Source organism: Deltaproteobacteria bacterium, assembly GCA_016874735.1.
Classification (GTDB): Bacteria; Bdellovibrionota_B; Oligoflexia; order Oligoflexales; family CAIYRB01; genus CAIYRB01.
Map to the genome: position 1 here is coordinate 19,649 of VGTI01000001.1, position 14,466 is coordinate 34,114.

General features: G+C 50.5%; 5 protein-coding genes. 4 read left to right on the plus strand and 1 reads right to left on the minus strand.

Translation table 11 applies throughout. From position 1 onward, the window contains the following. From FJ146_00080 to FJ146_00090, 3 genes are read left to right on the plus strand one after another with little or no spacing between them, the layout of a single operon-like run. Positions 1-3,651 carry a hypothetical protein gene (locus tag FJ146_00080; protein ID MBM4250350.1) on the plus strand — a complete coding sequence of 1,217 codons (3,651 nt, stop codon included), beginning with the start codon at positions 1-3 and terminating at the stop codon, positions 3,649-3,651. Beyond that, on the plus strand, positions 3,651-4,226 hold the full coding sequence (locus tag FJ146_00085) for a DUF1318 domain-containing protein (GenBank protein ID MBM4250351.1): 576 nt from the start codon (positions 3,651-3,653) through the stop codon (positions 4,224-4,226). The genes FJ146_00080 and FJ146_00085 overlap by 1 nt, the downstream gene beginning before the upstream one ends. Beyond that, positions 4,223-11,926 carry a CHAT domain-containing protein gene (locus FJ146_00090; protein MBM4250352.1) on the plus strand — a complete coding sequence of 2,568 codons (7,704 nt, stop codon included), beginning with the start codon at positions 4,223-4,225 and terminating at the stop codon, positions 11,924-11,926. Before FJ146_00085 ends, FJ146_00090 begins: the two co-directional genes overlap by 4 nt. Before the next feature lie 12 nt (positions 11,927-11,938). Here FJ146_00090 and FJ146_00095 read toward each other — a convergent pair whose 3' ends face one another. Beyond that, positions 11,939-13,246, minus strand: a complete 1,308-nt coding sequence (locus FJ146_00095) for an AarF/ABC1/UbiB kinase family protein (protein ID MBM4250353.1) — start codon at positions 13,244-13,246, stop codon at positions 11,939-11,941. 198 nt (positions 13,247-13,444) lie between these two features. Here FJ146_00095 and FJ146_00100 point away from each other — a divergent pair, with 198 nt between their 5' ends. Then, positions 13,445-14,464 (plus strand): flippase-like domain-containing protein, encoded by a 1,020-nt coding sequence (locus FJ146_00100; protein ID MBM4250354.1) that lies wholly within the window; start codon positions 13,445-13,447, stop codon positions 14,462-14,464. The last annotated feature ends 2 nt before the right edge of the window (positions 14,465-14,466 follow it).

Genomic DNA, 14,466 nt, shown 5'->3' on the forward strand with positions numbered 1-14,466 from the left:
GTGTCACAGAGCGACGACTCAAGCCCTCCAAGTGCTGAAGGCCCCAAGCCTTCAGCATGGACCGACCCCCTGTTTTTCAAGCGATGGAAGCTTGGCCGGGTTCTACTGCGCGTTGTCGTATGGGGGCACGTAGCCAGTTTGATCCTGTTCCTACTTGCCCTTTTGGCTCTGGACAGTGCCCTGACGCCAACACGCACGCGTCGCGCCCTCGTTGCTTTAGTCGCCGCGCAAACGGGCGGTAGGCTTGAGTTGGGTCAGGTAGATGTTGGGCTTTTCAAGGGACTGATATTACATGATCTAGCTTTTTATCCGCCGGTTCAGGGTGATACCCGCGGTATTAGAAGTGGCGGCGAGGTTAATAAAGAGCCGCTCCTGCAACTTAAAGAGTTTCGCTTTACGTACAGCACACGTCAGCTCTTGGCAGGATATGTCCATCTGTCGGCGTTACAACTGATAGAGCCGGTCATCAAACTGAAAAAAGCTGGTGGGCACTTTAACTTTGATTCGATCCTTGCCTACCGAGCGGCGCATTTCCCGGCTGAGCCGAAGCCAAAGCCACTAGCAGAGGAGCCAACCGCGAAGACTGGTGACCTCATTCCCATCGATCCAAGGCGTCTGTCGCTCCCCGTGCGACTACTGATTCAAAATATTGGCATTGCTAATTTGAGTCTCGACATCAAAACGGATGAAGACAAAAACAACAGCACGGTTGCACAGCATATCACCTTGGAGGGACTATCTCTTGATCTTGGTGTGAGGGGGTATCGTCGTGACAGTGATATTTGGATCTCATCCCTGAGTCCTATCGATCGGCCCCTCAAGATCCGCGTACAAAAAGCTGCCGCATTGGGTCAGAAGCTCCAGCGTGCCTTGCTTGTTGAGGAACCTTTCGCCCTGCGTCTCGATGTCCTAGAGCTAAGTCGTCTTCAGATAGACCTGATCGCTAATACGGCAAAACTTGCGACGCCAGTTTTGCAATATAGCGATCTGGCTACTGATCTACGCGTCAGGCTTGGGCTCACGGAGGACTTAAAGGGTGTAAAGATCGAGGGCATCAACGTCGCAGTGGCTGATGCCTTAGCTTATGAGTTTGTCGGATTAATCGGTGTCAACGACGCGAGTCTATCGCGTTTTGATTTACACCTAAGTCAGGATCTACAGATCGATCTAGCAGAGGTTGCCAAACTGGGGCGCCCTTTTGTCCCAGGCCTCACGGCCGAGGGGGAAATCGCGCTTGAAGACTTCACGATTGAGGGTAGCGTTGAGCCAGCAAAGCTCACAAAAGTTGCTACCGAGGGTGGCAAGCTACCAAATGTTTCGATGAAACTTTGGCTGCGTGATGTCAAAGGTGATTTGCCTAAGCTCGGTCTTGATATGGCGCCCCTTAGTAGTGAGATTTCTCTTCAGGTTGCTCCTGCCGTTGCCAGCGATAATTCGCAGATTGATCTTAGTGTTGACTTCGACCTTCCCAAACTTTTCATGAAGAAGGATACGGGACTTGGCCCGGTCACAGCCGGTGTCCATGGTCTTACCACTAAGGTAGCGGGTCGTTTATTGTGGCCTGACAAGCTGGTCCCCATCTTCAAGGTGGATGTTGAGGCTGATAGGGTAGTCGCCTCCGGACCTAAGATAGCTAAAGTCGATGTTCCGTTGGTCATAGATATCGATGCTCAGGGACGCCAAGATCTGTCGCGCTTGGCATTCACAACCAACGCAGAACTAACTGGCCTAACCTCCCTATCGGCAATGATCGACTGTCAAAATGCCTGCCAAAGCCTGAAAGCCAACGTGGATGCCAATGTAGATTCATTTGCTAAAATTCACGCCATCATGGCCTCAATGACAGACACTCTTAAACTAGGTGCATTTATGCCGCAGCGCATGCAGGGTAGCGCCTCGTTCAAGTTAGCAGCGCGCGCATTGATACCAGATCCTCGCACGACTAAAACCGAGGAGCTCGTCAAGCGCGCTGATCTTAAATTTGACCTGGCAGCGGATATCAAGAGATTAGGGCTCACTCTGCCCTTTGATGAGCTGAAGCTAAGCGATGCTGAGACGCATGTTGCTATTGCCGGCGATTTGCATAGTCAAAGAATGGCGTTCCAGCAAAAGTTCGGTCAATTGAAACTGATTCATCCAAAGCCAGAAGCGCCACCGATGCCAGTGGAAATCGGACAATTCCATTTCACCACTAATGTGGACAATCATCTACCCTCGCCGATCGATATCAACAAGATCCCAGAACTACTTGGCCAGATAACTACCGATGTCATGACTAAAATAACCATTGCTAATACTAGCGTCGGGGGGATTTTGCCGCGACCAATTAGCAATTTCACCTTCGGAGCAAAGATCCATCAATCCGGTCTCAGGGAAATTAAGGTTCAGGATATGGGTGTCAAGGTCCCTGATTTCGGTGCAGCCTTCGCACTTAATGCTGAGACCAAAATTGACCAGGAATTTTTACCTACCAATCTTGATCTCCGGCTTACGAGTACGATGACCCATGCTGGTAATGAGGCCCTTGCCGATGGGATGAGCACCAAAGGCAAAGCCGCATTTGATCTGAGCATGATCAGTAAAGATATGCGGACGATGACTGTTACGGGTGCTGCCAAATTTGACCACTTCTTTGTCTCTATTCCTGCTAAAGAGCCAGGTAAATCAGCGATCCTGATGGTTGAAGACATAGATGGTGAGATTCCGTTCAAACAAGATGTAGCTCTACCAGATCTAAAAGAAGTCAAAAGGCGTGCGGCCGAAAAAAAGATTGCTGCGGCGAACGGTGCGGTTGCTGCAGTAGTCGACAAAGGCGCCAGTGTTGATCCAAGTGCCACCTCAGTCCCGGAAATTGCCGTGAGTGATGACGATGCCGATCGACGCCAGAGCGGCAGTAATGCAGAGGATAGTGCCGTCACCAGAGCCATGGATCAGTATCTAAAGAAAAATGACACGAGGATGCCGGCAGATACCAATATGATGGCAATGGTTGATTATGCGGCGGTGAAGCCGTTTTATCCCGATAGACGCCCACTTTCGATTAAAAGGCTCGATGTGGCGAATTTAGAGGTGACAAATATGGAGCTCGATATGGAGCTTCGGCAAAGCCTCTTTGCTCTCAATCAGTTTTTGATGAACTTCCTGGGCGGCAAGATAGAAGGTGACTTTAAACTTGCCTTTGACACGACAGAGACGGAGCCAAAAAAGATCCCTAAAAAACTGTGGACGTCGGTTCATATGACTAGGTTAGATACGCGAAAGTTGATCGAGCGATTTCCGAATCTGAAAGACAAGGCGGCCTCATGGGATATCTTTGCAAGTCCCTACATTGATGCCACCATTCACATTCTCTTTGACCTAAATTCAAGCGACATCGCCGGTGATATTGAGATTTCATCGATCGGTAAGGAACAGTTGAAGATGATGCTGTTCTACGTTGATCCTTACGAGCAAAATCCGACCATAAGAGACATCCGTGGAGCGCTAAACATAGGCGAGGTTAGGCGCGTCTCTATCCCCCTTCGTAACGGAGAAGTAGGCATGGATGTTGACGTGCGTGTACTAGCAGCACCAATTCCGACACCGAAGCTGCAAAAATTTCCCATTAGACAAATCCTCCAGAACTTTAAGGATCAAGCGAAGGCGGGTTGATGAAGAGAGTAATCGTGAAAAGTAAGCATTTGCTATTCGTGTTGGTATGTGTAGTCGGGCTACCAGCATGCACCTTTAACTTTAACGTCACGGGCTCTCGCTCGGCGCTCGAGAATCAGGTGATGGGCTCCTACAAGGAGCTGGATGACGATCTCATTCTTGCCAGCTCTGTCCGTGGACCAAATGTACCTGTCGTACGCAAGCCGGCAGTTGATGCACGACTCAACCAGCAGTTTAACCAAGATGACATCGGCGAACTTGCTGATCTAGGTCTCATCGGTGAAACGTCCACGGGCATGGTAGTCTTGCTACCAAGCACACTTGCCAGCGGGGCTAAGGTATCACCGTCACAGCTGCAGCTTGCCAGAAAATTAATAGGCGAAGAAAATCGGGATCGTGCAATTATTTGGCAACGCATTATCGCTGCAAATCCAAATCTACACGCAAGTGATCTGCCCGAGGTTCAGAAGACGTATGCCAAGATCAGACGACAGGTTCTCGCGCCTGGGCAATGGTTCCAAGATGATCGCGGTACCTGGCAAAAGAAGATCGCTGATGTGAGTAAAAGCTCATGAGTGTCATCGTGCAGCGTTGGTTAGGTTTTGCGCTTGTTTTTTCGGCTCTTGTTGGAGCGGGTTGTCGGCGAGACATCTACACGGAACCAGTTAGGACCGACCTGAGTAGACAGGCTCAGCTGAAATTTCAGGAACCTATGCAGGTAACAGCCGGCAATGAGTCAAACTTTGCGCCGGATCTATCTCCTAACGGGGCTTACGTCTTCTATACGTCCGATCGAAACGGTAATAAGGAAATATGGGTCAAGCGTTCCGCGGGCGGCTTTGGTCGCCAGCTTACGCAACATCCGGCTGATGATTTTGCCCCTGTAGTTAGTCCCAACGGCAAAAAGCTGGCATTCATTTCGCGGCGGCATGATGCTGCAGGTGATGTTGCCATCATGGACCTCGGATTCAGCGTTAAGGGACTATTCTCTAGCGGTGAACGCGATGTGGAGCAAGTGAATGCGCCACGGTCGGAGGACACGAGCCCTTTCTGGTTCCCCGACGGTCAGAAGCTGGTATTTGCGGCAAGAGAACCAGGCGAAAAGATTCCACGCCTGATGACAGTCAATATTAAAGATTTGAAGCCCGAGCCACTTGGCGATCTCTGGGGCGAGCAGCCCAGTGTATCTCGAGACGGTAAACTTCTGGCATTCGTTAGAAGCGGGGCTATCCATGTGTATGATATGCGCACAAAAAGCACCATGCAAATCACCGTCGGCGGAGCCGTACAAGATGGTCAACCGCAGTTTTCCGATGATAGCAAAAGCCTGGTTTTTATTCGGTATGCGGACGATACCAATAACGACGGCAAATTAAATGGCGACGATCGTCCTACCGTCTGGACGGTCTATTTAGGTGCCTTGGCCGCGGGTGAGGCTAGGGAAACTTACGCCATGAAACCTCTCACATCAGCCAAATTTGGCGCCTACTATCCACAGATTCGCGGAGGCCTCCTCTACGTAGGCCTCCAAACCAACGAAGGGTTAAACATATTTAAATTGCCGGCAACGGGACAGGCGGCCGTCGATGGTGACTTGAGCGAACTGAAGAGCCAGTTAGCTAAGGTGGAAAATGAGCATGAACGTACTTATCTAGTGAGGCGGGCGGCCGCTACGTTCTGTGACCGCAAAGACGCGACCAACACTATCGAGGCTGCTCTCCTAGAGCTGGCGTGGATGGCGAGACGAGGTCATCGTGTCGAAGCTAAATGGGCATTCGACAAGATCCAGAGCAATGCTTCTGGCAACCAAGAAGCGCAGGCATTGGCCGCCTTAACCATGGTCGATTTGGACTTGGATCCGTTGCTCTACCCAAACTACGTAGGGGCCTTGACGGTTGCGCAAAGACTTCATCTTTCAGGTCTCGACGGCCGACGGCGGCAGATCGAGGGCGAGTACGGTAGAACCTCTTCAAGAGTGACGCATCGTTCGCAATATATTGAGTCCAGACTGCAGGCATCACAGCGACAGTTTTTTGCAGCTAACAAGACGCTTGCTGCCTTGGTTGCAAGCACCCGGCCTGACGATGATATTCAAGCTGAGGCGGCACTTTATGCAGCGATGATTACGCCTGCTACAGCCGATTTAGATGCCGCTTTACGCGCTTTGCGCCATGTAGCAGCAAATTATGCAAAGAATCGGGAGATCGGACTTAGGGCCGCACGCTTTATCGTCCGATTAATCGACGAACGCAAAGATCGGATGGAATTACTGGCACAACTCAGGGCTGATGCCAAGGGGATACCATTAGTTCCTGCGGTAGCACACATGAGAATTGCGGAAATCTATCTGGCCGATGGGAAAAAGACCGTGGCCGCCAATGAGCTACGACAGATTGTTGATCTCTATCCAGAGTCACCTGAGATTATACTCCTCGCGGCAGAGAAACTTGTTGCACTGGATCAAGAAGCAGAGCGCTACGATTTAGCTGAAATAATGCTCGATAGGCTCGTCGCCAATGTCAGGAGTGCAGCCCCAGAGTTTAAGGTGAGAGCAACAAATCTCAAGCTTGGATTTTTGCTTAGTCAAGGCGAGTCCTTGCTGCGTGACAGGGAGTCAGGCTTGGCCCTGAAAGTTTACGCAAAAATGTTGGCAATTGATCCTGTCAATACTGGTGCCCATAGAGGACGAATTGACGCCCTATACATGCGCGGTGAGACAGCTAAGGTTAAAGAGTACTACGAGCAGAAAGTTGCAAAAAATCCGAAAGCTGGTGTGTGGAATTATGTTTTGGGCTACCTGCAGACTTATGAGATCGATCAGGCGGACGGCAGAGGCACGCGCCTGGCTGCGATTGATAAATCTATTAAGACCCTTGAAACAGCGCGCCAACTCAACGGCCAAAGTTTGTATGTACACCAAACTCTAGGTTGGCTGTACATGCAGAAGAGCTTCTTCACAAAACAGTATCAGCGGGAATCTCTGATCGGCGACTTGGGTAAGCGCGCCAATATGGTAGCCGAGTTCTTCGGGTCCGGAGACCCTGATTGGCGTGAACTGGCCCTCGATTCCTATCAGACTGCATATTTTTTGAGTGCTTCGGATTCCTTAGAGCGAGCTAGCTTGGCGCAAAACCTGGCTATCGCTTATTATGCGATGAATAATTTTCAAAAGAGTCTGGTTTATTATCTGCAGCGGATAAAACTTCTGCAAAGAGTTCCCGTTCGTGATCCACGGACCGAGGCGATCATCTACGAACGTGCTGGTAGGTCAGCTTTTCAGGTAGAAGAATTGGCACTGGCAGAAGACCTGCAAAAGCGAGCTTTAACTGCTTGGCAACGTGTCGCTAATGATCAGCGCATTGCCTATACCATTGACGCCCTCGCCCTTACTCTGCGCGAAGAGAACAAGTTCGCCGAGGCCATCGAGTATTATGAGCGGTTACTGCGCGACGAAGAACGTCTCGGTAAGTCCCTCAATATGATCGGTACGTTATCAAATCTCGGGTTTTGTCATTACATGAACCAAAACCAGTCTAAGGCCTTAAGCTACTTTGCCGACGCAGAGCGAAAACTGAAGTCCATCGAAGAGGGTGACGGCAAGGGAGCTAATGGTAATGGTGATGGTGAGGCAATCAAAGTCGATTTAGGAGGCGGAGGCGCGGCTGCAAAGGGTTTTGATCTCTTCTCTAAGCGGATGCTCATCGTGACGTTCAGGGCTAAGATTTTCGAGGCTCTCGACCGACCTGACCTGGCGCTTGCTACCTATCAACAGAAGTTGGCGACGCTGCAAAAAGCAGAGGGAGACAAGCTGGCGCGAGCAGAGGAGATTAGTATCCTCCAAAATAATATCGGCGCTCTTGAGCTCAAAATGGGCATGCACGAGGCGGCAAAAAAATCTTTCATCGCAGCAGAAGCAGAGGCCAAAATACGTCGGGCCAAAGATCAACCTGACCTTTCGCCAGCAGAACTAAGTAACCGCCTCGCGCGTGCGCGCGTCGAGCTGCGACTGGCAAGTTTAGGCCTCTTGGCTTCGACCTATCAAATGGAGGAAGAACGAGCTCTCGACACATTGGCGGCCGGCATGCGCACAGCATACGAAGCTGGATCTAAAGGGCAGGCTAGGAGTCTTGCCGATACCCTTGCTATCTCGGCTGCTATCAAAGCGACGCGCTCCGGTGCCCCCGATGAGGGTATACTCGAGCAAATTCGAGAATCCCTAAGGTTGATGAAAGCTGCAACCACGCCAGATAGGCGGATCGATGGGGCTATGTTGACGCTACTGTCTAGTATACGTAGTAAAACTGAGACGCCTGAGGTTAAGGCTCTCGTTGAAGAATGGCAGAATAAAGTAGCCAGGAACGACGACCTCCTCTGGAAAATGAAATATCAGCGTGGGGAGCTTCCTGAGGCGCTAAATGCGGTCGAGTCGGTGTTGGCACTAGGTATACCACTTGCAACGCCGACTGATCGCGCACTTTTACGAACTTTGGTAGAAGCGGTCACCGTGCAGCGGCCCGCCTCTCCTGACGGTCTACGAGAGAGAGTCAGGCTTATAAGGCAGCTGCAACTCCTGAGTGCTAGGGATTTGGCACTTCGGATTGGAATGCCATCGTCTAAGGTGAATTCACTACTTGCCATGCAAGACGTGAAGCAGTTGCAGGCAGCGCTTGGGACTAAAGATACTTTGGTGATGCCTCACAGGATGCGTAACGGGGACATTATTGCTTGGATTCTGACTAAAACTAGTGACGAGGTCGTCAATATTGCGGGAAATGGTTCGTCGTGGCGCGAGATCAGTTCCTATCGTTCTATAGGTAGCAAGATCCCCGCGGCATCGGAGGGTGTAGTTTATCTTTGTCCAACCGATGAGCTTTATGATGTATCATGGGAACAGCTGGATCTTGGTGGTAAGCCGATGATCGCTTCGAAGACAATTACCTATCTGCCGTCGCCCGACCTTCTCAAGACAGTGAGCGGACTTAAACGTCTAACTAAGGCGCATCTAGGTTACGTGGGCGCGGGTGATATTCCTACACCGATTAAGCAGGGTAACGTGGCACGTGTAATAGACAGCGTCCCATTAGATTCTACCGAAAATCTCACGGTGAAACTTGGTAAATTTGATTTAGTCCATATCGGTCTACCTCTGTCTTTGAGCCAGCTAGAACCGAACGTATCGGCGACCAGGTACGTAGATGGTGGCGCGCTTAATCACCGCAATCATTTGACATTAAGGCAGCTTGCATCTTCAAGCTGGCCGTTAAGTACTGCTCTTATTTTTGCCGATGTAAGAAATATACCAACGGAACTACAAGCAAGTGGTGAGGGGTACGATGGGTGGGCTAGCGTTGCTTTGGCAGCGACGGCAGCTGGAATTCCAAGTGTTCTTTTAGTTACCGATGGAGCCGGAGCTGATTGGAGTAGATTTTATTCTGACCTGGGTCAGATGTCTCTAGCTGAAGCGACGAGACTCGCGAGCATCAAGGGCCGGGTCCTCGGTTTCGCAGGTATACCCGGTACGGAAGAAAAGAGTTTTGCGGCGGATCAATTCGACCCGCTATTTGAAGCAGCCGAGGACGCTCTTGCAGATCAGGACCTCAATGCAGCAATTGTCACCTACAAGAAGGCGCTATATCTGGCTACACGCTTAGCAGATACCAAGCGCCAAGATCAGGTACTGAAGAGGCTGGTGACCGTGCTGTTTCGCGAGCGTAATTACGCTGAGGCGTTTCGTTATCAAATGTGGATCGCGAAGCCACTGAAGCCCACAGGGCAGACCGATGGTAAAGAAGAACTCGATCCCGTCGACTACGCCAACGCAATCATTGACGCAGCGGTGCTGGCGGTGCGTGCGAATAAGTTCGACGACGCCACGCGGCTTCTAGATGAGGCGGAGATCATATTCGTTGACGAAGGTATGAACGACCAAGTCGCCAAGATATATCAATATCGCGGCATTAATTTTGAGAATCAGAGGAAATATAAAGAGACGATTATTGCCTTTACCAAGGCAGAGGAACTTTATCGTAGGAGTAAACCCGAGGAATCAGCAAATCAGCTCCTCAATATTGGTAATATCTATAATCGCTACCTAAGTGAATATCAGATAGCACTCGAATTTTACGGCAAATCCATTGATGTTTTTAGGTCGCTGAATAAACCGGACCTTTATATTCCCATCTTGATCGACGCCGCCAATGCCAAGATCGTTCTCGGTGATTTGGAAGGGGCTATCAGGTCGCTCGAGCAAGACGTGGTGCCGAAAATTGATCGGGAAAAGCAGCGCTTACTTTGGGTGCGCGCAACGCAAATGTTGGCTAACGCGTATTTTCGTGCCGGGCTGTATCAGCAAGCTAGGGACTTAAATAAGGTTACGCTCGCGGAGGCTGAAAAAATCGATCAGCCCCAAAGTAAGGTGAATGCTCAAATCGATGCTCTCGGATTAAGAGCTATGATTGCGGCAAAGCTCGGCCAGTACAAGGTGGCGTTTAAGGATTTTCATGCCGCCATCACGATGGCACAGGAGTACAAGCTTCGTAGCCAAGTTTCGCTTCTTTATAATAACTACGGATTTTGGGCGCGCGATTTTGGTGCGGTCGATGAGTCGATTAAATTTCTTAACACGGCCTTGCGCATTGATGAAGAACTTGAGTCGCGGAGTGCACAGGCGTTCGACCGTCGGAATCTTGGTCTGAGCCTTATATTAAAGGGTGATTTCAATGCTGCTACCGACCTGCTGAACCAGGCTTTAAAGGTGAGTGAAGAATTGGGGCAGGTGTTTAATGCGGCATATTGCCACTTTGGTTTAGCTGATATAGCCATGAGAAAAGGTGCCTGGGAGCAGGGCGAAGCCGCTTTTCAAAAGGCTTTGGTAATAGCTGAAAAAAGCTCGATGCGTGATATGGCCTGGCGCGGTTATGCTGGTATTGCTGCTGCTAGAGTCAAATTAGGAAGCCTGAAGGATGCCGCATCAGCTTTTGAGAAGGCCGTCACAATCATAGAGTCGATGCGCGCTGGATTGCAGTCAGACGACGCTCGTAGTGGTTTCTATGCAGATGCGGGAGTTCAAGAAGTTTACTCATCCTATGCCGCCCTGTTGATGAGCCAAGATCGCGTCGAGAAGGCCTGGAACTTGAGTGAACGGTCGCGAAGTAGAGCCTTCATGGATTCGCTTGGTGCGCAGAAATGGCGTTTGTCCAGTGTAGAGAAGCTGCGAGGCCCTCAGGCAGCATCCTTCGACCAGGTGATGGCGATCGATCTGAAAGAGTTAACTCAGTTGCTCGGTAAAGAGACTGCAGTCGTTGAATATCACGCAACGCGTGATCAGCTCCTTATCTGGGTGATTAAGAACAATACCGTGAAAGGCTTTACAGTAGCGATTACAAGCGATGATTTAATGGATTTAGTTACGGAATTTCGTGAGCTCATAGAAAACTACTCAAGCACGGAATACATCGGACGACAGCTTGCTGATTTGCTTATAAAACCTATAGAGAATGAGATCAACGGCAGTCGTCGCATTGCCGTTATTCCCTTTGGTAGCCTCCATTTTCTCCCTTTTGCAGCATTGCCGCTTAAGGCGGATGAATTGCTCATCGACCGCTTCCCTATTTTTTATTTGGACAGTGCGTCGACGACCCCTTTTGTGCTTGGTAACCAAGCCTCACCTCTAAATAAAGATAGTCATGTCGTTGCACTGACGAACCCGCAGCGGGTGCAGGCCAAAAATGGACCGTTGCCATTTGCTGATCGCGAGGGCGAAGTAATAGGGCGTTATTTCCCTCGTCGAAGTCAATTCTCTGGAGACCAGGCTACTGTGACTCAGGCTGTCAAAGCGGCCGCGACTTCAGATGTTTTACATCTAGCGGCTCATGGTGACTTTAGGCCAACGTCTCCTAGTGACTCGAGTGTGCAGTTAAGTAACAGTGGCGGCGTTGATGGCGATCTGACGGTGGCGGGCATGTTTACTTTGCCACTAAAGGCAAGGATGGTCACACTATCCGCCTGTGATACGGGATTAGGTCGAATTTCGCGTGGTGATGAAATTGTTGGCATGAATCGCGCCCTTTTTTACGCTGGGGCTAAAACGGTAGTTGCCAACCTTTGGCGCCCTAGTGACGTGGCCAGCGCTGTGGTTATGAAGCGCTTTTATCGCTACATCGCAGAAGGACATGACAAATCAGAAGCCATGCGCAAGGCGCAGTTGGTCGTACGTCGCTATTTTGCTCACCCCGCCTACTGGGGAGGGTTTAAAGTTAATGGTGATTTTCACTGAGGTGATATGTCATCAGGCAACGTTGATCGAGCGTAAATGATCTCTAACCTGATCGAAGTTGACATGTGCATTGATCTCACGAAGAAGTAGCAGCATCCCGGTCAATTTTCTGCCGATGAGCACGAGGTCTTTAGGTGGCGAGGTATGCCTGATGCCTCGACCAACCGAATGCGCTGCGGAGCGGAGTTGTCGGTGGGGGAGATCATCGCGTAGGGCCACAGGCTGTGGATAGGCGGCGCCTACCTCGCCGAGTAGGCGTAGTATTTCGCGCAGATGTTCTTTAGTCTCGTTCGATTCTTTATGGTCGAGATATCCGCGGTGGTAGATGCCAGTCATGACTTCGTCTATCTGACCGGAAAGTAGCGCCAATGTGAGTTTCTGCATATCTCGTCGAAATTCCTGCGTGTAGGTCCACGTGGCACCAAAGTCGAGTAAAACGAGTTGCCGCGAGCTAGGTCGGTAAAGAAAGTTGGCGTAGTTGGGGTCAGTTTGGACTACACCGGTCAGTAGCATTTCGTCGATCATGAGCTTAATGACTAGCTGACTGAAGTGCTGAACTTCGTCGCGCGATGGTGATCCTTGGATCCACTCGTTGACTTTTAGGCCTGTCTCGAAGGACTCGGTGAGCACAGTTTCCGTAGTATATTCGTGATATACGCGCGGGATGACGTAGTCGGAAGCTGTGAGAGCTTGCCGTACTAGTTCAGTATTGGTCGCTTCTTTTAAATAGTTGACCTCCTGTTTGAGGCTCTTGTTGATCTCGTCCAAGACCGGTTCAATATCCAGCTGCCGTCCTGTCATCTTGGCGAGCGACATGATTAGGGTTTTCAAGGCGGCAAGATCAGCATCGATAGTCTTAGCGACGCCCGGATACTGAATTTTTATAGCGACAGGAGTTCCTGCAATTGTGGCCGTGTGTACCTGACCTATGGATGCCGCAGCTATAGGTTCCGCCGAGATGTCTTCGATGGTGTCAAACTTATCACGACCGAACTGACGCAAGAGAATAAACCTAACTTGGTCTAGAGGCATGAAACTTGCGTGGTCCTGGAGCTGCCGGAGCACGGCGACGACCTCTGGGTCGAGAAAAGAGGCAGCCTCTATACTGAGGAGTTGTCCAGCTTTCATGGCCGCTCCCTTGAGTTTGCCAAGGGTATTGACGATGTCCTGGGCTTGTTTCATACGGGTCTGGCCAAGCGACTTACCGCCATTGAGGTGGGAGGCCATTTCGCGTGCCATGACCTTGGCCCCTGAGGCAAAAATCTTACTGGCACGAATGAAAGCGCTTTGGGGTATGTTGTTTTTGGGTTTAGTAGGCATGAGGTCCCTTAATCGGTCTGAGGGCCAGGCACGACGCGGTGGTGCCACCACACGAAGAGGGGTCGGCGCGTTTGTGGAAAACTTGAGGAATAAGGTTATTTATCTTGTGCTGACGGGGTGTTACTCTGTTTGAGCGTGCCTCTTCTGCCTGGTGATTAAGGGCTTTTCTATAAACTATAAAAGTATTATAAGAACTCGATGCGGACTCTTATTAAAACTCTATTAAAGCTCTTGGTTGTCGCCGCCCTACTTGGGTGGCTCATCCACTCCGACAAACTCCACGTCGATCAGCTTAAAATACTGGTTTCCAATCCTTGGATTGCCGTTGGTAACTTGGCTGTCTGGGGAATTGGCAGTGTGCTACTGGGGACTTTTCGTTGGTGGTTGCTGCTGCGCGGACTGGGTTTAGTAGTGAGCTTTTTCAGAGCGCTACGGTTGCAGCTCATTGGACTCTTTTTTAACACGACGATGCCCGGTGCCGTTGGTGGCGATATTATCAAAGCCGTTTACATCATTCGCGAGCAATCCAAACAAGGTAAAACAGCGGCAATGCTGACTGTTCTCCTGGACCGTGTGGTTGGACTCGGTGCACTGTTTGTCATGGCAGCGACGGCAGTTCTGGCTAACCCGAGCTTTTTCTTCTCGTCACCGACTCTGCTGCCGCTTGCCGTCTTTGTATTCGTCGGATTGGCGAGCCTACTGTTCGGGTACGCCGTAGTGATGTATCCATTTAAAGAGGGGCGGGATCCATTCCGATGGTTATTTACGCGCAACTTTCCCGGACTCGGTAAAATCCACGGAATTTACGATGCACTGCGAGCTTACCGTAAGCACCCCTGGTTGCTTGTTGCGACTGTGCTGATCTCGATTGTCATTCAGTCAGGCGCCGTAGTTTACGGCTTGTTTTTGACACGCGTGCTGACAGGACAGGCACCAGATCTTGATATCTTCTGCACTATTTATCCACTGGGTGTCATGACAACGGCACTGCCACTTGCGCCCGGCGGCCTTGGACTGGGTCATGTCGCTTTTGAGCGCCTGTTCTCGATGGTCGGGCTCACCGGCGGTGCCAACATCTTTAATGTCATCGTCCTTGGTCAATTGAGCCTAAACCTGCTGGGTGTTGTGCCTTACGTACTCTATCGATCCAGCTTCGCATCCCTGCGTGAGATGGAAGCTGAAATCGACGCTCAACTTGAGCCCAACGTGACCTGCTAACG